Source organism: Hahella ganghwensis DSM 17046 (genome assembly GCF_000376785.1).
GTDB classification, from domain to species: Bacteria; Pseudomonadota; Gammaproteobacteria; order Pseudomonadales; family Oleiphilaceae; genus Hahella; species Hahella ganghwensis.
In genome coordinates, this window is sequence record NZ_AQXX01000124.1 from 31777 (window position 1) to 56125 (window position 24349).

General features: G+C 50.4%; 22 protein-coding genes. 11 read left to right on the top strand and 11 right to left on the bottom strand.

Annotation, left to right across the window (positions count from 1 at the left end):
• Positions 1–26: 26 nt before the first annotated feature.
• The 5 genes from F566_RS33285 to F566_RS0117710 all read right to left on the bottom strand — a co-directional run bounded on the left by F566_RS33285 (position 27) and on the right by F566_RS0117710 (position 4638).
• Positions 27–965, bottom strand: coding sequence for a glycerophosphodiester phosphodiesterase family protein (locus F566_RS33285; protein WP_020408353.1), 939 nt, complete (start codon positions 963–965; stop codon positions 27–29).
• A gap of 24 nt (positions 966–989) precedes the next feature.
• A complete protein-coding gene (blaOXA, locus tag F566_RS0117695) occupies positions 990–1760 on the bottom strand; it encodes a class D beta-lactamase (protein WP_026180104.1) in 771 nt (256 codons plus the stop codon).
• Positions 1761–1984: 224 nt separating this feature from the next.
• Complete coding sequence (locus tag F566_RS0117700) at positions 1985–2467, bottom strand: GNAT family N-acetyltransferase (RefSeq protein WP_245555270.1); 483 nt, start codon at positions 2465–2467, stop codon at positions 1985–1987.
• Between the two features lie 149 nt (positions 2468–2616).
• A complete protein-coding gene (locus F566_RS33290; protein ID WP_020408356.1) occupies positions 2617–2832 on the bottom strand; it encodes a TfoX/Sxy family protein in 216 nt (71 codons plus the stop codon).
• A gap of 12 nt (positions 2833–2844) precedes the next feature.
• Positions 2845–4638: an NINE protein gene (locus F566_RS0117710; RefSeq protein WP_020408357.1), complete on the bottom strand. Its 1794-nt coding sequence runs from the start codon at positions 4636–4638 to the stop codon at positions 2845–2847.
• A gap of 281 nt (positions 4639–4919) precedes the next feature.
• Here F566_RS0117710 and F566_RS0117715 point away from each other — a divergent pair, with 281 nt between their 5' ends.
• Both F566_RS0117715 and F566_RS0117720 read left to right on the top strand, forming a co-directional pair.
• Positions 4920–5432, top strand: coding sequence for a MerR family transcriptional regulator (locus F566_RS0117715; RefSeq protein WP_020408358.1), 513 nt, complete (start codon positions 4920–4922; stop codon positions 5430–5432).
• A 176-nt stretch (positions 5433–5608) separates the two neighbouring features.
• The gene (locus F566_RS0117720) at positions 5609–5875 is read left to right on the top strand and encodes a hypothetical protein (protein WP_020408359.1); all 267 of its coding nucleotides are present in this window, start codon (positions 5609–5611) and stop codon (positions 5873–5875) included.
• Position 5876: 1 nt separating this feature from the next.
• Here F566_RS0117720 and F566_RS0117725 read toward each other — a convergent pair whose 3' ends face one another.
• Positions 5877–6527 carry a Crp/Fnr family transcriptional regulator gene (locus F566_RS0117725; RefSeq protein WP_020408360.1) on the bottom strand — a complete coding sequence of 217 codons (651 nt, stop codon included), beginning with the start codon at positions 6525–6527 and terminating at the stop codon, positions 5877–5879.
• Between the two features lie 237 nt (positions 6528–6764).
• On the opposite strand from F566_RS0117725, the gene F566_RS0117730 reads away from it, so the two are divergent.
• The 3 genes from F566_RS0117730 to F566_RS0117740 all read left to right on the top strand — a co-directional run bounded on the left by F566_RS0117730 (position 6765) and on the right by F566_RS0117740 (position 13087).
• Positions 6765–8807, top strand: coding sequence for a CHASE2 domain-containing protein (locus tag F566_RS0117730; RefSeq protein ID WP_020408361.1), 2043 nt, complete (start codon positions 6765–6767; stop codon positions 8805–8807).
• Positions 8808–9245: 438 nt separating this feature from the next.
• Positions 9246–12668, top strand: a complete 3423-nt coding sequence (locus tag F566_RS0117735) for a FecR domain-containing protein (RefSeq protein ID WP_169334449.1) — start codon at positions 9246–9248, stop codon at positions 12666–12668.
• A 29-nt stretch (positions 12669–12697) separates the two neighbouring features.
• Positions 12698–13087 (top strand): hypothetical protein, encoded by a 390-nt coding sequence (locus F566_RS0117740; protein WP_020408363.1) that lies wholly within the window; start codon positions 12698–12700, stop codon positions 13085–13087.
• A 166-nt stretch (positions 13088–13253) separates the two neighbouring features.
• On the opposite strand, the gene F566_RS0117745 is transcribed toward F566_RS0117740, so the two are convergent.
• Positions 13254–13949, bottom strand: a complete 696-nt coding sequence (locus F566_RS0117745) for a zinc metallopeptidase (protein WP_020408364.1) — start codon at positions 13947–13949, stop codon at positions 13254–13256.
• Positions 13950–14230: 281 nt separating this feature from the next.
• Here F566_RS0117745 and bamI point away from each other — a divergent pair, with 281 nt between their 5' ends.
• The 6 genes from bamI (at position 14231) to F566_RS0117775 (ending at position 22224) form a co-directional block, all read left to right on the top strand.
• Complete coding sequence (bamI, locus tag F566_RS35570; protein WP_020408365.1) at positions 14231–14983, top strand: biofilm-associated metzincin protease inhibitor BamI; 753 nt, start codon at positions 14231–14233, stop codon at positions 14981–14983.
• Positions 14984–15064: 81 nt separating this feature from the next.
• The gene (gene mep72 / locus F566_RS0117755; RefSeq protein WP_245555271.1) at positions 15065–16804 is read left to right on the top strand and encodes a biofilm-associated metzincin protease Mep72; all 1740 of its coding nucleotides are present in this window, start codon (positions 15065–15067) and stop codon (positions 16802–16804) included.
• Positions 16805–16967: 163 nt separating this feature from the next.
• Complete coding sequence (locus tag F566_RS0117760) at positions 16968–17195, top strand: hypothetical protein (protein ID WP_020408367.1); 228 nt, start codon at positions 16968–16970, stop codon at positions 17193–17195.
• Between the two features lie 554 nt (positions 17196–17749).
• Entirely contained in the window at positions 17750–19699 is a 1950-nt protein-coding gene (locus tag F566_RS35575; RefSeq protein ID WP_020408368.1) for a choice-of-anchor B family protein, read from the top strand.
• Positions 19700–19807: 108 nt separating this feature from the next.
• Positions 19808–20866, top strand: coding sequence for a FixH family protein (locus tag F566_RS35580; protein WP_157496859.1), 1059 nt, complete (start codon positions 19808–19810; stop codon positions 20864–20866).
• 38 nt (positions 20867–20904) lie between these two features.
• Positions 20905–22224: a cytochrome-c peroxidase gene (locus F566_RS0117775; RefSeq protein ID WP_020408370.1), complete on the top strand. Its 1320-nt coding sequence runs from the start codon at positions 20905–20907 to the stop codon at positions 22222–22224.
• Positions 22225–22375: 151 nt separating this feature from the next.
• On the opposite strand, the gene F566_RS0117780 is transcribed toward F566_RS0117775, so the two are convergent.
• Genes F566_RS0117780 through F566_RS37380 form a run of 4 tightly spaced genes read right to left on the bottom strand, consistent with a single transcriptional unit; the run spans position 22376 to position 24336 of the window.
• On the bottom strand, positions 22376–22702 hold the full coding sequence (locus tag F566_RS0117780; RefSeq protein WP_020408371.1) for an AzlD domain-containing protein: 327 nt from the start codon (positions 22700–22702) through the stop codon (positions 22376–22378).
• Positions 22699–23439 carry an AzlC family ABC transporter permease gene (locus F566_RS0117785; protein WP_020408372.1) on the bottom strand — a complete coding sequence of 247 codons (741 nt, stop codon included), beginning with the start codon at positions 23437–23439 and terminating at the stop codon, positions 22699–22701. Before F566_RS0117785 ends, F566_RS0117780 begins: the two co-directional genes overlap by 4 nt.
• 33 nt (positions 23440–23472) lie before the next feature.
• Positions 23473–24066, bottom strand: coding sequence for a helix-turn-helix domain-containing protein (locus F566_RS34930; protein ID WP_020408373.1), 594 nt, complete (start codon positions 24064–24066; stop codon positions 23473–23475).
• 6 nt (positions 24067–24072) lie between these two features.
• Positions 24073–24336, bottom strand: a complete 264-nt coding sequence (locus F566_RS37380; protein ID WP_020408374.1) for an AraC family ligand binding domain-containing protein — start codon at positions 24334–24336, stop codon at positions 24073–24075.
• Positions 24337–24349 lie beyond the last annotated feature (13 nt).

Sequence of the window (24349 nt, forward strand, 5' to 3'; positions counted from 1 at the left end):
CCTGCCGAAAAATCACGAACCCAGGGCTATTCCCTGTGTGCCAATGGGGGCTGTTCCTTCAGCATTGGACTGAGCACCTCAATCCTGTCTGTCCAGATTCCTCCCTTGTAATCCGGCCCCAGTCGATCGATGTCTTCAGGAGCATCAATCTCCATGACATAAAACTCACCGCCGGTTTCGTGAACCATAGAGATAAAGTCATCTGGCCAACCCGGCACTTTTTCTGCCAGTGACAATGGTCCTCCAAAAATCTGTCCAGCACACTCGCCCAGATCCTGACCTTCGCTGCTGAGGAGCGTTCTGTAACACTGCGCGATCCTCGGCTTGGATGGCCAGGCTTTGATTCCGCTGACACCCGCGACATACTCCAGCATGTCATCCGTTCCGCCGTATACCATCAGGTGCTGTCGCTGCCTGGGAGGAAACTGCCCGAGGAATTCCCCCAGGATTCTGGCTTCTTCCATATCTTTGCTTTTGATATCGATCAGAAACTTGCCATCGGGAAAGTACTGAAACACTTCCGTCAGGCTTGGCATTAATCCCACACCTTTCCCGCGCAAAGGAGTGGATTCTCCGCTATCAGCGGTATAGCCGTAACCAATGTCCAGGGTTTTCAAGCAGGTCATGGTCTGTTCCCTGGTAACCCCCTGCCCGTCCGTGCGACATTCGAGGGCCCAGTCATGGAATACCGCAAAATGGCCGTCCACTGTCGGATGAATATCCAGCTCCACCCAATCGGCACCGGCAGAAAACGCAGCCTCCATTGAGGCCAGCGTATTTTCAAACAGTTCGTGAACGGGAGGGTATATTCGGTCTGCCGTACAGGTTGCATTGGTCAGTTCAGTACAGTCATAGAGATGGTGAACACCTCGGTGGGCAATGACCGGGCCCAGTGAATAGCTGAGCGATGAAATCATCATGAGTAACACGGCAACTGTTGTCTTTAGCGTCATGGTTTTATGCATTGGACTGCCCGCCATTCAAACCAATTAAAGAATGCCCAAACCCTGTAAACTGGCTTTGCCAAGCACAATTCGCTTATTGGCTTCAGCCGCGGAATACATATCGATATTCAAGGCAAAGCTGTAAACCCGATCGCCCTTGGTTACCCAGCCGACCCACCAGCCGATATCATTGCCCCAACCGGTTTTAGCATATAAGGTCCAGTCCAGATCTTGCTCCAGCTGCACAATCTCCCGCGTATCCGCCTGTGCCTGAACAGGAAATGGCAGTTCGCCCTGTGCCAGTCGTGCAAGAAAAGACGTTTGCTCCAAAGCACTGATCCGTAAAGGTCCGTCCAGCCAAAAACGATCAACAACCTCGCCTATGTCGGCATTCCCATAATCAAGCTTCCTCACGTTGGCCTGCATCCTCTCAAGCCCGGTACGACGTGCCAGCTCCTGATAAATCGGTACATTGGAAATGGGGATCGCATCTCGCAGGCTCATATCTTTTTCCCAGATATCCATAGGTTGAGGCTGTCCACCGTAGGGCAGAATTTCGTCCACATTCTCAACCGAGCCAATAGAAAGCCCGATCAGTGTATTGGGAATCTTGAATGTGGAAGCCGGGATAAAGGGAGTGACGGCACGTTCCCGGTTATATCCAGTGTATTGTTGTTGTTTGACGTCAAATAGAACGAATGTCCCATTCACACTCGCCGCTTTGAATAGTTTGCCGATATCGGCGTTCTCTTCCCAATCATCAGCGGAGACATTCAGGGACATAAGTACGAGGAAAAAAATCAGAATATGTTTCATAAGGTCCATTTCTAAAAGAGGTTTGACAAGAAATGGCCATTTAACGGCATACATCAGGCGCCGTCGGGGCAAATGATGTCGCAACCAAGGGGAAATATGGCGAAATGTGGCGCAAAAAAAGACCGCCAGTAGCGGCGATCTTTTTCAGAGTGTAGGTGAATAAACAAACACTTTAAGCCAACTTTTGGCGCTGCAATGGTAGCGCAATTCGTTTTTCAGGGATCTTAGAGGTCTAGCGTCATGAAAACACTGTTAGGATCTTCCCGATAGTCGGCAAAGGGTTCACAATACTGAAAGCCGAAACCGGCATAAAGCTGACGTGCCGGATTAAAGGAGTCTTGTGACCCGGTCTCAAGACTTACCCGAGCATACTCACGTCTCCTGGCCTCCTCCAGCAGATGTTTCAACATTTTCTTGCCAATTCCCTGCTCCTGAAAAGCCGTGGCGGTACGCATGGATTTAATTTCGCCATGATCAGCATTAAGCTCCCTCAAGGCACCACAGCCAATCAGTTGCTGATCCCGCCATGCTGTCCAGAAAGTAATCTCAGGCTTCCTGAGCCCCTCCAGATCAAGCGCATGAATGCTTTCCGGCGGAGAGCGTTGGATCATCTCCTGCATGTGCTCCTGCAACAGCCCAGTCACTTCAGGGCCGTTTAAATCATCAACTTTTATTTCAATCGAATTCATTGTTAGTCGTTTGTTCATCACATTACCTTGTCCTTTCCGGGTATATGGGCCTATCGCATGACTAACGCTCGTACTGATTTTTTATCGTTTTATCTTCACATCATCTGCCTGCAGAAGCTTTTCCAGTTCTTCGTATCCTTCCAATTCCATCAGCAGGCGTCCTTTTTTTATGTTCTGGCGATATCGGTCCAGCACCTTCCCTCTACCGCGCCGACCAGTGCATAAAGAAAATTCAAACTGGGCCTGGTCGCACTTTCGTTAACCAAAGTCAGGTAGGCACGGATCGGACCGATCTCTCGCAATTGCTCCGGACTGGTGATACCGACGGCCATCAGTTGCTGTTCGGATTTCGGCCCAAGCCCCTGCAGATCTCTCAATCGCATGCCAGTCTCCTGCTATTTAACACCCCGGTTAACCGAACTTTCCCTGAAGCTGCCCGCAACGTCCTGCAACAGACTCACCTTGTCCTCAAACCTTGAGGTCAGTGTCCAGCCGATAATCTGATAATAATGATTCTCTCCTTCAATGGTCGTCAGAAGATATGTTACCTTGATGCCTTCAGTCGAGCCTGAAAACGCCATTTGCTCAGCCTGAAGCCCGTTAACCGTCAGCGTTCTTCTCTGGTACACCAGCGTGGGCGATCTCAGCGCTTCATACATCAGAGACTGAATCAGATCGGTGTAGGCAGTCAGCGTGTATCCGTCTTCAAAATCCGCTTTAGGCTCTTCCAGAATCAGGTAATAGGTATCTTCGAATAGATTTCCAACTCCCAAGGAGGCCTCTTCGTTTAGCTCATCCATTTTGTTCCAGTTCTCAGGAACCTGCAGAGAAAGGCGACTGTCCCTGCTGCGGACGGTTTGCTCCAGCCCCCGGGTGGAAGGACTGTCAGTTTCTGCCGCATTGACAGAACCAGGCAATGAAGGAGTCGCCCGATCAGTCACTGAAACTTGCGGACCGCCCCGGCACTCACTCATTCTGTATCTGTCCGGCATCAGCCCACCGTAACAGGTCCATTCCACTTGCCCATTTCGAATCCTGGGAGCCCACTCAATCGTATTATCAATCCCCAGCTCTTTAATCTTGAAGCTGGCCACAATGGTGGCATTGGATGCCAAAGCGATATTCACGGCATCGTTGCCCAGAGAATCAGGCAACCCCAGTTCCTGATTGCGGCTTGGATAGTTACCGGTAGATGTGATCACATCAGCCACTCTGGCCTGGGTATCACGCACCAAAGGCATACCACTGGAGACCCTGGCACGAATCGTATAATCCTGATAGGCCGGTATGGCGACTGCAGCCAACACTCCCACCTGCATCACCATGATAAAGATACCGATGACAGCGGCGACAATCACACCACTGCTCGAAGGCACGCTACTGTACTTACGCTCCCAGCTTTCCTTCGAGGAAACGAAGAACACGATGGCCTCTACCAGTGACACCAGACTGGGAATCATCGTCCCCCATAACAGCAGGTAGAATATTCCCCACCATTGCCCCAGGTAGAACCGATGAACACCAAAGCCCCCTAAAAACAATGCCAGCAGGCCGGCAACCGTTTTGTCTTTTGATTTTGTCAGCACCTGTTGGGTGTTGCATTTCGGGCAGCGAATGGCGGAGGCCGAGATACTTGATCCACAATGGCGACAATATACTTCCGGTTCCTGGCTAACTTCAGCAGCAGGTGACTGGTAAATGGAATCTGCCTGCTCGTCTGCCGCTACTGGGCTTTCTGCGTTTGAGCCCACAGAATCGACATCCGGGTGAGCGATGCTGGCGGATTTTGCACCGGAAGCTCCTGCTTTTGGCGCATCGTCTTCCAGCGTCTTCGTGACAGTTTTTTCTGCCGCCGGAGCGGCAACTTTTGGAGACATTGTTCCAGGAGGCGCAATGACCGTTTTGTCATTGCCAGAATCAATTGGGGGAGCAACCGCCTTGGGCTGGCTCTCTATCAGCGCCTCTCTCAGCTCACAGGTTCCTCCGACTTTTTCAATGGCGAGTTTGTACTTCTCCGCCATGTTCCGGTCGACATTTTTCTTGATCACCAGACGTCCCTTCGCCAGCATCTTGCGAACGTTGGCGCTGTCCTGTTTAAACAGCTTGGCGAGCCTGGGGACCACCTGCTCTGCTTCCATTCCGGGTTGGCACTGTCCCAGCAGTACAATATCGACTTTCAGATCAGACACATTGATTCCTGTTTGTAATGACTTGGCAAATTTTTAAGCACATGGGACTGAATTTTCTATGGAACGTTAGAAAATTTGTCTTAAACAACTTATAGGGCGTTATTTCTAATCCATAAGTCTTTATATTTCCACCTGATATTGCAATAAGCGGTTGCATCAAAGAAGACAGATTCTGCCGCCAGAATCAGGAGAACCCGTAGCGTTCGGGCCTTCGAGAGACTATTGACCCGACTACAGGTGAAGGGCTGAAAATAGTGTCGGGACACACAAAAGGAAAAACGATGCTAACAGTCACCCAATTGGCCAGAAGGTATAAACTCTCGCGTGCAACGATACTCTACTATGAACGGGCCGGCTTGCTCGCACCTGCCCAAAGATCTGACAATGGATACCGCTGGTATGGCGACAAAGAAGCACAGAGGCTTGAGGCCATACTGGCTTATCGCTCCTATGGCGTTCCGGTGGCCCAGATACAGGACCTTCTGAAGCGGCAATGCAGCAAAGCTCAGAACGACATTCTGCGCGAGCAGTTTCATAAACTGGAAACTGAAATCCGCAAGTTGCGGCAACAGCAAAAAGCCATCGTGGCCCTGTTACAACAACCAGAATTAATGGAAGGCTCGATGGTCACCAAGCAACGTTGGGTAGACATCATGAGTGCAGCGGGCTTCGATGAAGAGGATATGCACAACTGGCACCGACAGTTTGAAAAGATGGAACCTGAGGAGCATCAGAAATTTCTTGAATCGCTGGGAATAGAAGCGGATGAGATCAAGCGTATTCGCAATTTCTGAATGCCGCCCCGAAACGCAGCCGTTCCAGACTACATTCCATTCACAGACAACAGAACTTGACCAAAAGCTTTCAATGTGAAAATTTCACAGTTTTCTTGAGCTAAAGTTCACTGCGACACTTCTTCCTCCAGGTCATGCTCTTCCCTGCCATTCGGATTTGTCGGAGAACCGTATCAGTGAAAAGAGCGCCCCTGAAAACCTGTTTAGACACCCCCCTGGTCATCATCGCCGTTGCTTTTGCCCTATTCACCAGCATCACCCTGGAGCTCCGACACTCCGCTTTGGATCAGGGCAATGGAAACTTGGCCGCCTCAGAACGTCACCCGGAAAAAGTTCGCCAAGGGAACCCTCTCCTGCCAGCAATTCAAATGAAAGATGCATTGCAGTACGAAATATCCATCAGTCATCAACGTCTGTTGGAACTGTGGGGGATCAATGAGTAATTCAATAGTGGGCCGGTAAATCATCATTGATAACGATTTTCTTTTTCTCCATCCGGATATAACCGCCAACTACAAGATCTTTCATGATCCGGGAGACCATTTCCCGGCTTGCCCCAACCCGATTGGCAATATCCTGCTGGGTCAAAGGTATTTCTGTGACCAGATGATCACCCTGTTTCTCGGATAGCTGCAGCAGCGTATTGGCAACGCGACCATACACATCCATAAGCGCCAGGTTCTTGACATTACAGGTCAGTGCTCGCACCCTTTTTGACAGATATCTCACCAGATGATAAGCCATCTCAGGATTATGCCGGAAGGCTTCAATCAGTGCGGTTTTGTTCAAAATCAGAAACCGGCATGCTTCTGTCGTCATGACCGACGCTGAACGTTCCTGGTCATCAAACAGCGCCAGCTCACCGAAATGATCACCGGCTTTCAGATCATTAAGGGTGACCTCACGACCATTCTCATCACTGCAGAACACCTTGACGCGTCCGGACACAATGACATATAGCGAGTCACTATGGTCTCCCTCAGTTATGACGATACTGTTTTTCTGAAAGGTACGGAAAGCGGCATGTTTCTCCAATTGCTGGAGTTGTTCAGGGGCAAATCCGGAAAACAGCGGGATTTTGGCCAGGTAACTCATAGTGGTACTCTCCAATGTTATTGCCAGCCAGTGCAGTTAGAGCCCGGCTCTGTTTTTGTTATTAACTTCGTACAACACTATTTACCCGAATAGCACCGGATATCCGGAGCTATCGGTTATCCGGAGCTATCGGAAAATTTTGACACCATAAAATCAGTATACGCCTGTTACCAGATCTCAAGAAGCGCCAATTAAGGTTAGGGTATTGTTCGCAACCCTGCTGTGAAACTATAGTCTATGAAACTGTCAGTCGAACGATCGTCCATGGAAAATACAGCCCAGCGGAACAGGACCTACCGGATACTGCCATTGGTATTGTTGTTGAGCCTGTCTTTATGGTTGATATCTCCCTGGGGCCAGTCCATTGAAGAAGGTTTTGGGCTGGATGTCCTTTTCTGGCTCCGTGGCCCTATACCACCGCCGGAAGACGTGGCCATTATTGCGATTACGGAACGCACGTCCGAAGCCCTCCAGCTCCCACGCCTCCTCACTGCATGGCCACGCTCGGTGTACGCTGACCTGGTGCAGACATTAAACCAGTCAAATACGGCGCTGATGGTCTTTGATATATTTTTCAGAGAACCCGGAGATCCTGAATCTGATAGACTGTTTTCACATGCATTACATGCAAGCGGTAAAGGGATTCTGTTTGCCTACAGTGAACGACAGATTGTCGAGCTGAACGGACAAAAGATACAGCAGGACAGGATTCTCCCCCCCCTGGAACTCTTTTCGTCATCCGCTCTGTCGACTGCCCCATTTATCCTCCCCAAAGTCTCTTCCAAATTGACCAGATACTGGCTGCGCTGGGAGGTTTCACCTCCTCGCTTAACCCTGCCCGGTGTCGCTTACCGATATACCATGCTGAATAGCCAGCCTAGAGAAGGTTCAGAAACCGACAGGTCTTCCTTGGATCAACTGAACAGCATTCAGATCTACAACTTCTACGGACCTCCGCGCTCTTTTCCCACAATCTCGCTAGAGGACTTTCTATCAGCTCCCCGGCAATATCAATCATTGCTGGATGGGGCGGTCGTCTTTATCGGTTATTCCGCCAGTTTTCAGCCGGATCAAAAAGATGGTTTCTACACGCCATTCACACCGGATTCCGGATTGGATATCAGCGGTGTTGAACTGGCCGCGACAGCCTATGCCAATCTTATCGAGGGCTCCTATATTCGGCATAATATCCTTATCTGGCTGGTAGCATTCCTGCTTTACATCGGATTGCTTTTCTTTGTTGGTATGAAGCTCTCCGCGGAACGCGGGCTGATCCTGATGACGGTGGCCGCAGGTTTTTATCTGGCAATAAGCCATGGCCTGTTTACCCATTTTCACTTTTGGCTTCCCTGGGTGACTCCGGTCCTGATCGCTACGCCGCTCATTGCGATCTTTTGCGTCCGGTATCGCCTACTCCTCGTCCATCAAAGAGCCAAAGCACTGGAGACTGTCTTCGGACAATACCTTCCCGCCCGGGAAATCCAGCGCCTGGCCGCTTCCCCTGATCGTTTGCCGGCACAAGAGACATTATTCGGCGTCTGCATGGTAACAGATGCCACCGGCTTCACCAGCATTGCAGAAAAGCTGACAGCCGGGGAACTCAGCGAGCTACTGGACGATTACTACAAGGCAGTCATTTCCCCGATCCGTCGTCGGGGAGGCATGATTTCCGATGTTGCCGGTGATGGTATCATCGCATTGTGGCCTCATGTCGATCAGGCGCATATCTGGGAACAGATGAAACCAGTCATCAATGAGCTTCAGGAGTCTATCGACCATTTCAATCGGCTTCATGACAGCACACCTCTGCCAACCAGAATCGGCATACACGCCGGCGAAGTGGTCCTGGGTCATTTCGGCGCATCCGACCATTTTGAGTACCGGGCGATAGGCGATATTGTCAACACCACCTCCCGCATCGAGAATGCCAACAAGTTTCTGGGTCAAACCCTGCTGCTGAGCGGTGCCTGCGCTGGCCCTGACACAAAAGATCTGAGGTTGATTGGACATTTTCTCCTGTCAGGAAAGCAAACCCCTCTCACTCTTTACACCATCACCGGCGAGGGTTGGAAACCGCAATTGGAACGCCAGTTTAGAGAAGCGCTCGCAAGCTTTACCGCAGGAAACTTTACTGAGGCTAAAGCACTTTTTGCAGAGCTGCTCAGAGAAACTGGAGATAATGCCTGTGAGTTTTATCGTCAGGCATGTGACACAGAATCACCATTTATCACTTCCATTACCGATGCTCACTATCTGATTTCACTCCCGAAAGAAACCTGAGGATGAACTTTTTCGTCACTACCGCGCAACATACTGTCAATAAACTGGATTTATTCCTCATTTCGTCCCAAAATAACAGTTAACGAGGGCTCTCATTTTTCACTCGGCCATGTTCGTCTTAATGAGTTTTTCTGGGATGAATTCTATTAGGTGAGAGAGCAATCAACCGACGGCTCCTGCCGAGAGGTTGAGAAATTAGCGCCGGAACCTCTGAAGACAGTGCGCCTGACAGGCCATTCAGAGTTTTCCCGAAAAGTGGCGGGTATTGGACGATTCAGGAATCAGGATTGATTCGGTTCCGACAGTCAGTTTGTCCTCATGAAGTTATCAGCCTGAAATAATAACAACGCTGTTAAGCCTGGAATCCGTTGAGACAGACCTTCTTTCTGTATTATGAAGGCTCATCATCAGATTCCTGATATTATTCAGGAGTGCTCTGTGGGCGTTCTTCTGCGCTGCAATCTGCCGCAGCAAAAGTTAAATCAGAAGCCAATTCAGAAACTGTTCTCACCTGCAGGTTTCCAGGTCCTTCTCTGGGTTAGTCTCCCGCTGCTGTCCTTATCAACCATGGCCGCCCCTCCCTGCGATGACTGGATGGGGAGAGTCATTGCCGTTGACGGGAATCTCGAAATTTCTTCAGAGTCCATCTCCTGGCACAGGCTGAAAGAAGAACAATATATCTGTCCCGGCGATGTCATCCGCACCGGAGAATACAGTCGGGCATCGGTTTACCTGAGCAACAATACCTACATGCGGCTTGACCGGAATACTCTGGTACATTTTCCCGATAACAAACCTGACAAAAGCTTCTGGATTAAACTTCAGTCAGGCATTGCCCATTTTCTCAGCCGAATCGTCAATCGATTTGAAGTCGAGACACCTTACGTCAACGCCATGGTGGAAGGTACCGAGTTTGTGGTGGATGCCGAAGGTACTATGACCGTCCTTGAGGGACAGGTTCTCGCCTCCAGTGACAGCGATCAGACCATCCTGACACCGGGCACCCAGGCAAGCGCCAACGCCTCTTCTCAGGCAATGCAGGGCATCATTGTCGATACAGAAGACAGCATCCAATGGACCCTGTATTTCCCCCCTGTTATTACGCTTCAGGAAATACAGTCTCAAACGACTTCACGGGCCGACCACCCCCTGTTGCAGAAGGCTTTGGGGTTTAGCCAAAACAGGTTGCCGGATAAAGCGATCGTGCTTCTGGAACGTCAGGCAGTTCTGTCACCTGGACTGCAACTGGCCAAAGCCACACTTCTACTGTCTGTTGGCCGGCTGGATGAGGCAAGGAAATTACTGGCCCAGCTGCAGGAGGTCAAAGAAGTTTCACATCTGGTCTATGCGTTAAATGCACTAGTTGAAACGATAAACAATAGACCAGATTCTGCACTGAAGTTTGCCCGGCGCTCGGTCACCCTTGCCCCGGACAGTTCGACAGCCTATCTGGCACTATCCTATGCACAACAGGCCGCTATCATGTTGGAAGAAGCGACAGCCAGTGCTGAACAGGCCACCAGGATAGCTCCAGAAAATATACTGGCATGGTATCGACTGGCCGATCTGCATCTCGCCTCAGCCCAATACCCAGATGCCCGGGCTGCGACAGAGCATGCACTTCTTCTGGAGCCGGAAAACCCTCTGACGTTGATTATGGCCGGCTATGTCGCTCTGTTCGAATTGCACCTGGAACAAGCTGATCTGCTTTTCAGTCAGGCTTTGGATTTATCGCCTGGCCACCCTAAAGCCTGGCTGGGTCGGGGCCTGGTGTCCTTGCGCCGAGGAGAAATAGACGAAGGAATACGTTATCTGGAAACGGCAGTCAGTTTATCCCCCGATCAAAGCATTCTGCGCAGCTACCTTGGACGAGCCTACTTTGAAGATAAACGGGACAGTGACGCTGTCGACCAGTGGCGGCTGGCCAGTGAATTTGACGAATATGATCCAACCCCACTCTTCTACCTCGGGATACAGAAGCTGTTCGCCAATAACCCCACTGGGGCTGTGGCAGATCTGGAACTTGCCAAAGCGCTGAATCACCATCGTGCTCTGTACCGCTCTGACAGGCTTTTACAAAGCGACTCAGCCACCCGCAGTGCCGCACTGGCCAGGGCATATGAGCAAGTCGGATTTGATCAGGCGGTACTGCTGGAGGGCTGGGACGCTTTGCGTCAAGACCCCACCAGTGCTGACGGGCACCGGTTATTGGCAGATCGCTATGCGGGATTGCCCAATCATGAGACGGCAAGAGTGTCAGAACTCCTCCAGGCTCAATTGTGGCAACCACTGTCGGCTCATCCCCTTCAGCCAGAAATCGGCGAATCAGACCTGTCCATTCTGGAAGGTCTGGGCCCTTCAATGCCCAGCCAAAATGAATATCATTCTCTATTCACCCAGAATGGTGTTTACGGCCAACTGAATGCTATCGCAGGAGGCAATGATACCTGGGGTGAGGATGCCGCCATTTCTGCATTACAGGGCCCCGTGGCACTCAGCCTGGGACAATACCACTATCAAACGGATGGATTTCGGCCTGCCGACAGCGAGCAGGAGCACGACATTTATAACGGACTATTACAGTGGCAGATTTCACCGGCAACCACGGTACAACTGGAAGCCAGAAAGCTCGACATCGATAAACATATTTATACACTCGAGTCGATATCACCTGACCCGCCCCCGAAACCCCAGGAAATTAACAGTGAAACTTACCGGGCAGGTATCAGAAGCCATTTGAATAGTCATCATGATGTTGCATTCTCGGCAATTCACCAGAATCGGGATGAGTATCAGGAGGCCAATGTCATTACCTCGGATCGATCCCAGAAAACCATAGAGCTTCAGCATATCTACAAGCGGCAGAGCTTCTACCTGCAAAGTGGTGTTGGTCAGTCAGAAGTAGAGGGTCAGACCGATATCGGTCACGAAGGGGATTTCTTCCAACTGGCGGAAACTGAAGATCTGACCCACAAAAACTTTTACACCTACCTTGGCCTTCAACCCTCTGAGAGTCTGTTTTTGTTGTTTGGCACCACCTATGATAACCAGGAAACTGATGCCAGCCAGACGATCGTTTTCAACTTTATCCCCTTTCCACCTGACACGAGCCTGCACAGAACAATTGAATGGTCGCCCAAGTTCGGACTTCAATATTCTCCAGTTTCGGAACTGACACTAAGATTAGCTGCATTCAAAACCATTAAACGGGATATTACGGCCAATCAAACGATAGAGCCTGTGCAGATTGTCGGGTTCAATCAGTTTTACGATGACATTAACGGCTCAAACACCAAGGTTTATGCGCTGGGCGTGGATTTCGCCCCTGACAGGGATGTCCGTTTTGGTGTCGAAAATATCTATCGTAAAGTAAAAACCCCTATTCAAGCATTCCAGCCAGAACCGGATCAGAATCAGCGGGAGTTCAATTATCACCACGCCTATTACTATCAACACCTGACCCACCAACTGTCACTGAATCTCGGTTATGAATTTGAGGACATTGATCTGGTGGACAAGCAATTCAGTTCCAGTGGCACGATATACCGAACCAAGACCCATATTGCCCAATCTGGTTTGAATGCTGCGATTAACCCGTGGCTTTATAGCCAAGCCGATATTATCTATACGGATCAGACCGTGGACGCTTCATTCTCCTCCTCTGACCAACGGGAGTTTCGGGAACATCTCTGGAACCTGAATCTCAAGGTCGGCGTGAAGCTTCCCAAACGTTTGGGGGAATTCCAATTCGGAATCAACAACCTGTTCGATGACAACAGTGAAATTCTCAACAGCGAGCTGAACTATCTGCGTTATTCACCGGAAAGATTTTTCTACAGCCGGATTCAGTTATCACTCTGATACCACACACCGCCCAAGCAGGAGGCACCATGAACCCCATAAAACTCGTTAGCTGTATCGCCATGATCTCGTTATCACTCACCGGATGCGCCAACTTCAACCAGCATTACGGCCCCGGAGATCCGGATGATCAGTACTTCGGTCGCGACCACCCGAATACTGGAGATACTCATTACACAAAGACAAAAGACCACGTAGCCCCCTACCGGATTACCATGAACAGCCGGGGAGAAATTGTGGTATTGGATAGGCAGGGAAAAGAGATTCCACCTAATGCCGGCTATCCGGTGAAGGTCAAGGCCAGCTATATTGAATCGATAGAAAGCGTCACTATTGTAAGATATCGCGGCTCACCAGAATATGACGTGGTAGAAGCCGGTGGAAAAACCTATCACATCCCGGTAGCCCATACACACTGACAGTAGTTTCGATTAACGACAACAGTTTCAATCAGCGACATTGCCACTGTTTTCGCAGAATCAATGTCGCTGATGCTTCCGCCGTTTTCTATTTTACTGTTCCCTTTTATCGTTTCCTGGTTTTATTCGCTCTATATCTTATGGGTGCTATCTTTCCGTGGGTCCTTTATCTAAAGATACCTTTCAGAATCGCCAACCATCGCCATAACTGAAACACCTCAACCAACGCTCCGGCAAAATAGGTCAATGCCGCCGCCGTCAGAATCTTCTTTACAGCGGGTTGGTGATGACGGGATAAGTACTCCCCCTGAAAGAGTATTGGCATGGCCTTATTAAAACTGGCGTCCCATTCCATCGGCAGAATAATCAATTGCATCAAGGCGGAAGCAAGCATCGCGATGACTCCTGCCAATACAGTAAGAAGCGCCAGCTGAGGAATATGTACAATGGCCAGTACCAGAGGTGAAGCTATCAGTATCACGGTTCCCATCTGTTGTATTCGCATTGCCATGGGGGTATACCGATCGCGCAGGTGAGTAATCGTCTCCCGACGGTGATACTGGATGGCATGACCCACTTCATGAGCCGCTACGGCAACAGCCGTGAGCGAACGACCTTCATAAAATTCAGGGCTCAAACGCACCCGTTTCTCTGAGGGAGAGTAATGGTCATTCCCTGACTCAGTTTTTTCAACCTTAACCCCCTCAAGCTGGAACCGTTTGATCAAATGGTCGGCCAGTTCACCACCGGTTCCCGGCAGAGACGGCATTGGATCACCATATTTCTTCAATACGTGCCTGATCCATAGTCGGGGACCGGCAATAAGCAGCAATAATATTGTAAAAACAAGTATGTAGATCAAGCAGGCTTCCTGTTTAAGAGCATTAAATATGAGACAAGGTTCACATTATAACGAACCTTGCCTTCCGCAACCTTGTCGTCGGTATTCCCCAATATCAAGGCCCAGAAGCCAACTCCGGCCAAAAGGCCTATGCAGAACAGAGCCCTGGACTACCTTTCCGACCGATAGTGCAGGATAAATCTTTCCATTACCCTCCCGGACCATCAAAAAGAATATCTAACTACATAATTTTTAAAGATATTCAATAACAATCTATCACATATTCGTCAGGAATACTGCCAATGAAAATAAACGCGACAACGACCATCGTCGCTGTTGTCGGCGCCTGTGCCCTGGTAGGTTACCAGCTCTGGCAATCTCCCAGAGGAGCACAGTCATCAGATGTGGAAGTGGTCAGTCAGAATACCACCTCCAGCAAACAATCTGGGACTCTCGCCGCCAACAGTCAGGGGTCGTCTCAACCCTCCCCTGCCGCAGCAGGACAGTTTCGAGCTCCCCCAGGAGCATCTGCTGCCGCAACCTCCCGTCGGCCACATGATGAACTTCCTGTTCCCGATCCCATTCCGCGCGAACTGGCTCCCCCATCCTCGACCCCAGTTCAACTTTGGGAAGTCGATGCGGCTGACAAACACGCTCAGGTTGATGGAATTGCTGCCACAAATCTGCGTGTTGAAACCAGGACTCTGGACAGTATCCAGGTAGGGCAAACACTTGAACTCCCTATTCCTTCGCTGAACAAGGTGTTATCCGCAGAGATTGAGAGCACCCACAATCAGTTCGGGGATGTGAAAGTGTGGAAAGGTCCTATCAGCGGTGGAGATACCACCGACAACCTGATCATCACCCAAGGTGATATCAATACGGTTGTGGTGGTATCCACCATCCAGGGTACTTACACGGTCACCATCGATAATGCCACAGGCAATGCAACCCTGGTGGATGAGGCTGATGTCAATGCCGGAATGATTCCGCACGATGATTCGCGCACCGTTCCGCCCATTGAGCTGACACCACCAAATGCAAACGCAAGCTGATCGGGCTTGCATATAACAACCCCATTTGAAGGGATCCCTACAATGAAGAAAAAACTTTCTTGTGCACTAGGCGCCCTCATCATGAGTGCCGGCCTTGCCCACGCTGAGAACGTGGTCGATGTGCTGGTTCTCTATACTGATGATGCCCAGCAGACCCAGAATGGTCGGGATATCGCCGCACGTGCCGCCGCCTATATTGAATTTAGTAACCAAGCTTACGCCAACAGCAACATTGACATGAAACTGCGTCTGGTCGGACTCGAAAACCTGGACTCGGGCTATACCTATGTCAATGGTGGCAACCTGGATGGCCTGCGAAATAACCGTCAGGTAGCCAGCCTGCGTCAACGTTATGGCGCCGACCTGGTCACCCTGCTGAACCTCCGTCAGCCGATGCAAGGCGGTTATGTCTGCGGTATCGGCTATGTTCCTTCCGGAAACAGCTCGACCGGTTCTCTCTACAGCAACGCCTCTTCCCTTGGCTTCAGCCTGGTGGGTGTGGATTGTGGCCTGAACACCTTTACCCACGAACTGGGACACAACATGAGTCTCGGTCATTCATACAGACAGAATACCGAAGGCGGCACCTGGCCCTGGGGTCGTGGCCACGGTGTTTACGGCAGCTTCAGTACCATCATGGCTTATCCGCATTCCTATGGTACTTACAATCAGCTGCAACAATTCTCCAACCCGCGTCAGGTCAAATGTGAAGGCCAGGCTTGCGGTGTTGACATGAACCGTAGCGACGGCGCCGATGCGGCGACCAACCTGGTCCGACTGGGCAACCAGATTGCCAGCTTTGTTCCTACCGTCATCGATAATGGTGATGATGGTGGAGACGACGGTGGAGATGATGGCGGAGATACCGGTGGCGATCTGCCAACCTGTAACAAACCAAGCCTGGAGAACAATCTGGTTGATAACGGTGACTTCACCGATATCAGCGGCTGGGAAAGCTTCTCCCGTGCCGGTCAACTGGGTCAAATCAAGAAGACCACCAATTGCCAGGACTTCATTCTGAGCGTGTCCAACCGCTCACAGTTCTACTCCGGTCCATTCCAGTCTCTGACTGGAAAAATGCAGGCAGGTAAGCAATACCGGGTCACCGCCAAAATCGGCCTGGGCAGAAATGGCAGCCGTGACAACGCACGAATCGCTCTACAGATCCGTGACGGCGCAGGCTTCCACTATCAGTATCTGCCCAAGGTCTCGGTCACCTCTTCTGAGATGACAACCTACGACCAGACTTTCACCCTGGAAGCAGATGATGCTCTGAATGCGGTCGGACTGCTGGTCTATGGCCCACAAGCCGGAACCGATCTGTTGGTTGATGAAGTGAAGGTCGAAGAAATCGGTGATAAAACATCACCAGAACCTTCGAGCATTTACAGCACAGGCTTTGAAGAGAATGCACAAGGTTGGGGTCGCTACTTTGGAGGCTCGCTGGCATTGTCGCGAATCGCTAAAGACGGCAACTACAGCCTGGCAAGCTACAACCGCTATTACTGGTACACAGGCCCTGCCCTGGATGTGAATGGACTGCTTGAGAATGGTAATACCTACAAGGTCAATGCCGATGTTTACCTCAGAAGCAGCAGCCTGAGCAGCGATGATGTTGAGTTCTGGCTATATACCGTGGATGACAGAGGTCCACGCTGGAAGAAGCTCAGCAGCGACACCATTTCGGTGGCCAGCTGGCAGAACCTGGAAGCCGAGATCAAAGTTGAAGCATCAGGCTCTATTACCCAGATGCGTCTGCATGTGATCGGTCCGGATCCCTATACCAGGATCTACTTAGACAACCTGAAGATTACGAAGTAACCCTCAACCTTCAGGTAGTTCCCTTAAGCGCTGCGGCTTCTGCCAAAGCGCTTTTTTTTGATTTGAGAGGTCTCATTGGTAGGCGTATATTATTTATCGGTACCACGGGCACACACCCTAGCCAACGAAGTCAGAATCTGGCATCTGAGCAGGAGGAACCATCATGTTACTGAAAGAGAAAAGTGGCGGTCATATTGTCGAAATTGAACGTTTCCATGATCTCTGCGACCCAGTCAAAACACATGTGAAAGGTTGTCTTGAGTACGGTGAAGAATTACAGGATGCTGAAATGTATGAGAAAGCAGGATTAACTTTCCTGTCCGGTGAGCCTTTACCCAAATGCTGGACCGATCCCCATTACCGCGATCACGAGATTCGGGCCAGAAGATAAGGACCCCCGATCATTGAATGACGAAGCACAGATTAGAAAATGATAAGGGTCAAAGGAACAAAATAGCTGAGGAATGGCAGGTAACAGTTTCCTGTGTTACCCGGTGAAAAGTATTACATAATGTAGCACGACGTATTCCCACAGGAAACATTTGCACCCTGATGTGGCACATCACTAAATGACAGTTTATTACTTACATGTAATAAATCCCCTAAAACCGCCATTTCCTCACATCAGGAATAAATATTGCAGAATCAACGGCCTGTCTGACATTTAGAGTTGCTCCCATCGCGATCAGGCGCCGGCAGCCCTAAGGCCACAAGCTGACGAGGTTTGCCAACAACCCGATCCGCGACTCAGAGAAGACAGAATCGCAATTCACTGGAGTGAATCTGGGCTAACTAATTGAAGTCTTTGAATTCATTGCTGTCAGCCGGCACTGAACAGGCATAACGCGATAACTTAACACTGTTCAGGCTGGTAGTGGATGCTGTTGTGACAAGGATGCTTCTATAGGAAGCAGAAAAATATACAACGATAAGGAAATACCATTCATGAAACGTAATATATCAACGAGCCTGGCAATGGCAGGAACTTTGTTCTGCTCAACATTGTCATGGGGCCATAGTGCTATGTTCCCTGATTCGTTCAAGTACGATTCTTCCAATGAAAATGAAATCCCGGTCGCAATGTCCATGCTTTCCGATAGTGCAAGCACAACCACTTGTACTAACGGCAGTGCTAATGGATATCCATGCAACAACGTGGACTTCCGTGCCTTTATACCCAAGGCAGACCTGGGTGGAGGATCATCTGACCTCAACGATATCTGGGGCTACACAGACCCACTGACAGGAAAAGAAATTGCCCTGGTTGGTAAGACCAACGGAACCTCCTTTGTCGATATCACCGACCCTGACAATCCGGTTGTGCTCGGCTTTCTTCCCTCCCATGACAATGGTGAAGACAGCTGGCGGGATTTGAAGGTCTATGGCGACTATGTCTTTATCGTCGCAGACGGCTCAGGTAACAATACCCACGGTCTTCAGGTCTTTGATCTGACCGAGTTGAGAAACGTGACCAATCCGCCAATGACGTTCTCAGAATCCGCTCACCTCAACGGTTTTGGTAACGCCCACAACATCGTGATCAACGAAGATACCGGCTTTGCCTACTCCGTCGGTAGCAACCGCTGCAGTGGTGGTTTGTATATGGTGGACATATCCAACCCTCTGCAACCCAGCTATGAAGGTTGTTTCTCCGCTGACGGCTACACTCACGATGCGCAGTGTGTTGTCTACAACGGTCCAGACAGCCGTTACTTCGGTAACGAAATCTGTGTTGGCTACAACGAAGACACCATCACCATTGTGGATGTTTCCAACAAAGCCAATCCCCAGCAAATCTCCCGCACGCCTTATCAGGGTTCACAATATACTCACCAGGGCTGGTTCCTGGACGAGAATCATTCCATCCTGATTATGAATGACGAGCTGGATGAGCAACGGAACGGGATTAATACCACGTCCTACATCTACGATGTCAGCAACCTGGAAGCGCCCGTTGAACTGGGACGTTATGTCGGCCCGACCCAGGCGATCGACCATAACCTTTACACTCGTGACGGTTTTGTGTTCGAAACCAACTACCGTGCCGGCCTGCGTATTCTGAGCACTGAAAATATTGAACAGGGTCAGCTTTCTGAAGTGGCCTACTTCGATACTATTCCAGGCTCAAACTCTGCTCAGTTCTCAGGCACCTGGAGTAACTACCCATACTTCGAGAGCGGCAACATCGTTCTGAGCGATATCGGTAACGGCCTTTTCGTTGTCACTCCTGACTGGGATGCCATTGAGAATCCTGATCCAGGCGGCGGCGATGTGACTGAGACCTTCAACGGCAGCGTTGGACGTAATCAGGAAGAAGCCTATGGTCCGTTCAAAGTGAAGCCTGGCAGCACCTTCAAAGCCAGCATCACCGGCACCAACGACGCAGACCTGTATGTTAAAGTCGGCGCGCCTGCCACCACTTCTGACTGGGACTGCCGTCCATATAAAAACGGTTCTTCTGAAGAGTGCACCATTAACGTGGCTGCAGATCAGAACGAGGTTTATGTCATGGTTCGTGGCTACAGCAGAAACGATTCTGACTTTACGCTGACAGTCACTTACGTCAAAGATGGCGATGATCCGAACCCTCCCGGTGAAACCGTTGAAGAGTTTGACGGTAGCGTATCCCGCAACGCTGAAGATAACTACGGTCCCTTCAAAGTCACTGCTGGAGAGCCTTTCAAAGCAGAGATGACCGGTAGCAACGATGCAGACCTGTACGTTCGTTTTGGCGCAGCACCTACGACGAGCTCATGGGATTGCCGTCCATACAAAAATGGCAGCAATGAAACCTGCGAGCAAACCGTTCCCAACGGCCAGACAGAAGCATTTGTCATGGTCAGGGGTTATAGCGGCGCGGCTTCGGATTATCATCTGAAAGTAACTTATAAATAACAAACTGCTGTAATTGGCCGGGCCACCCTATCCAAACGGAACATCGGTGGCCCGGTGTTTTAATTGCGAATCATGTTGGAAATAATAACGAACAAAGGACATTCCGTTGTGAATTACGGTCTCATCGCTATTAACTCAATTTCAAGACTATCCAACCGGCGAGGAAATCTGTCTCGTCTGTGGCTACTGGCCAGTCTGGTACTGGCCACAATCTCAGCACCGGCAACCGTATTAGCCGCCCCCACCGCCTCTGGAGAGGACCACCATCATCATTCGGATAAAACCCCGCCGCCGCCAACCAAAGGCAGCCTTCTGATGCAGAATGCCAGCAATGTCTGGCAGCAAGCCGTGGCATTGGAAGATCAATCCGGTGAAGCAATCAAACATGCCACCATGTTGCGCAAGGAAGTCAGCAACCTGCGCAGCAAAGTCAGAAAATTGAAAGCCTCCAAAAACACCGGGGACATGGAAAAGCTGCTGCAGGAAACCATCACTCAGCTGGCATCCCAGGTCACACCATGGCAGGCCCTGGCAGGAAACCTGCGCGCCGAGGCGGACAAGCTCAAGGGAGAGAGCCAGCAAATCATGAAACAGGGGTTTATCTCTATCTGGCAACCCTGGATCAAACATGAAGGCAAGTTGGCGCTTTCTTCCATGTCCGGCGAAACCATGGCCATGGCACACAATGTTCAGGTTCGCAGTATGAGTCCCAGCGTGCCCAATCCGACCATGGAGAAAATGAAGCAGGACGACGGTGAGTCAATGAGCATTAACCGCATGGCCATGTCAGGCCAGAGCATCCCGCCAGGTCTGGAAACCAGTTCATTTAAAGTGTCCAGAAACCAGGATATCTTCGGTCATATCGAGGCTATTCCGGACGACAATACCAAACCCGGAGAATTGCCACTGAATGAAATACACCAGTGGTACCTGATTCTCAGTGATACTGACGGCCAGCCGATCCACGACGCCAAAGTCAGAGTGGAAGGCCATATGCCCGGTCATGTGCACGGACTTCCGACCCAGCCAGAAATTGTCGAAGAGGTGTCACCGGGTGTCTACAGAGTCGACGGGATCAAGTTCCAAATGTCCGGCTGGTGGGTCATGCAGTTCCTGGTCAATCACCAGGACGAAGAAGATTCGATCACCTTCAACCTGGTTCTGTAAACCATCCAGGCTTGAAACTTCAGCATATAAGGAGAATCATGTTGCGCCGCGCTGTATCAGTATGCACCTTGATACTTACGATACTTCTCCCGGGTACTTACGCCTGGGCTGAGGACGATCTGTATCAGTTCACACCGGCAGACATTGAGTTTCTGTCGCAATTCAATATCGGCAACCTGGGAACGCCCCCGGAAGCTCCAGACAATCAATGGGCGGATAATGAAGAGGCTGCCGAATTCGGCAAGGCGTTGTTTTTTGACCGACGCCTGAGCAAAAACCAGCAGGTCTCATGCAGCCATTGCCATCAACCTGAGCAGTACTTTACCGATGGTCTGGCGCATTCCCAGGGAATCGGCCAGACCCGTCGCAGTGCTCCAACCATTCTCGGCATAGCCTACAGCCCCTGGCTGTTCTGGGATGGTCGAAAAGACAGCTTGTGGGCCCAGGCTCTGGCTCCGATGGAACATCCGGATGAACACGGGTTATCCCGCGCAGAACTGGCAAAGAAAGTTCTGGAATACTACCCGCAACAGTACAGCAAACTATTCGGCAAAACGGAGTCAGAACAACCCGACTGGGATGATGTGGACTTTCCCGCCTCCCCTAACGGCTCTGAAACCGCCTTGGAAAACTGGGAAGATCTGGACCAAGAGGATCAGAAAGCGATCAATCGTATTTTCACCAATATGGGAAAATCGCTGATGGCTTACCAGAGAATGCTCACTCTTCCACCAGCACCATTTGATGGCTTTATCGCAGCTCTGAAAGACAACCAAATGGAAAAGGCCAAAGAGCTAATGTCTCCCAGCCAGATTCGTGGATTACGCCTGTTCATGGGGAAAGCCAACTGCGCCAGCTGCCATAATGGACCACTTTTCACCAACCATGAATTCCACAATATCGGAGTACCAGAAGCAAATACCGAACATGTGGATCTGGGAAGGTATGAAGGCGTTAATCTGTTACGGGAGGATGAATTTACCTGTCTGTCTCCTTTCAGTGATGCCAGCAAGAATGAGTGTAAGGAAATGCGCTTCCTGAAGACTCAGGGACCAGAGCTGGTCGGAGCGATCAAAACCCCCACACTGCGTAATATTGCGGCTACGTCCCCATATATGCAGGCCGGTCAGTTCGATACCCTGCAACAGGTATTGAATCATTATAATAAACCTTCTCCACCGTTTTATGACCGCAAACAACATCCCAGTCGTCCTCATTTTGACGTGCTGCCGTTGAACCTGCAGGAATCAGATCTGCAGGATATTGAAGCCTTTCTTCATTCCCTGACCTCACCGCTACCCAAGGATGACCCTTGGTGGCCGGTAGAGGACAAACAGGTCACTCAGAACCACCCCTAACCCCTTAAGTTAGCCGGTTTGGTAGCCGGATATTTGTCCGGCTACCTTTTTTATTCTCCTGAATTCTTATTGGATTTTTTCCAATCAGAATCACTGGGACCTGTTTCCACCCGCTTTCATCCTTATCTTTACCCAACCTTACCCTTATATTTTACCCTTGCCCCAAAAGCATTCGTGCCAGCACAAAAGAACCAATACCAACGCCAACCACCAGCAGCGTATGCCGGGTCACCACCGACATTACGACGGTCACGATTCCCGCCAGCAGAAAAGGATCATCCAGACCGGAAGTCAGATTGCCATCATGGATAAAGATAATCGGTACCCACATCGCAGTCAGAACTGACGGCGCAGTATATTGAAGCATTCGCTTGATTGGGCCTTTGAGGCTGAACGATATGGCGGTGGTGAAAAAAAGATACCGACAGTAGAACGTGATGGCCGCCATCAGGAAAATTGTCCACCAACTGGTCGTCATACTTTTTCCTCCCTGAAAGACAACAGGAAACCACACGCCATGCCGACCACGGTGGCAATAATCAGCCCCTGACTGACCTTGAACCATTCACAGATCAATGCAGTGAGACCACTGGCTAACACCGCACCTAAAACCGACCATGAACGAACCCCAGGAATGACAATGGCGATAAAGGTGGCAGCTATCGCAAACTCAAGCCCATACTCCTGTAGGCTCGGTAACAGCTTGCCCGCCAGAATTCCAGCAAGAGTTGCCAGATTCCAGACCAGATAAAACATAAAACCGACAGCAAGTGAATACAATGGACTGAAGATGTTATAACGAGCTTTGAAGGCCACTGTGATGGCAAACATTTCGTCAGTCAGAAAAAAAGCCAGTAGGCAGCGCCACGCCAGCGAAAGAGGTTTGATATCCTCCCTCAGCACAGCGGAATACAATAAATGCCGGGAGCTGATCACCGCCGATGACGTCAGGATCGACGATAACGGTCCTCCCGCCCCGATGATGGAAAGGCTTGCCAGTTGAACCGCCCCGGCGAACACCAGGAGTGACATACACTGGGCCTGAAGAGGCGTAAGCCCCGCCTCAATCGCCAATGAACCACACAATACTCCCCAAGGCACTACCGCCAGCGCCAGTGGGAGGATATCGATCACCGCCTGGAATACGAGCCGTATATCACTATCAGGATAGGAGGAATAAAACGTCTGCTCATCAGACGTGCTGGTATCAGACACAACTTACACCTTATCAGTTAAGAGCTGGCCAGATTACTGCGTCAGTATAAATTGAGATTGTAAATTCTTGCTCTGCTGCTGATACCGGCCGGGTGTTGTACCCAATGCGCGTTTGAAATGAAGGGTGAAATGACTCTGATCATGAAACCCACATTCCACGGCCACCTGAGCCGGTTTAAATCCACCGCGGAGCATGCCTTTCGCCATTTTCAGGCGGGCCTGAATCTGATAACCATGAGGCGCCAGGCCAAAAGCTTTCTTGAACTGACGGACAAAATTATAAGGGCTTAATCCTGCCAGGCCTGCCAGTTCAGTGAGTGACACATCCAATGCTGGCTGACTGTCGATAAAATCCTTCACCAGGAGAAGTGCTTTTTTCGCCTGCGGAATTTCTTTTGGGCTTGGGCGGGTTCGGGAGTGGCGCAATACCAGTCCGGTCATCACGGCAAACAGGATGGTTTCCGTCAGTAACTTGCTGCAGCCGGCATCGGTATGGGAAAACAACATTCTTAACTGAGCAGCCAGATGCGGATCATTCACGACAGCATTGGGAAAGTAGGGGATCCCGTTGCTGCCACTGAACAGATCTCGACACACCCGTTCGAATTGTTCCGGTAACGGATACATGGCACGCTATGCCCAACCGTCAGTCGACGCGGACTGTCCAGTGTGAACATCATCGGCGTTGACCAGTATGATGCTGTCCTCCCCTGCGACATGATTCCCTCCTGTGCGAAAGAAACGCTGCGCACCGCGGTCTATTACACCGATGGTATAACCCTCATGCACATGTCGTGAGAAATTCTGTTTATGATACTGAGCACGCACAAATTCCAGCCCCTCCAGAACATCCAGAGTGCCGAAATCAGCAATTTCAGAAGTGCGTTTATCCGCCATGATTCACATCCGT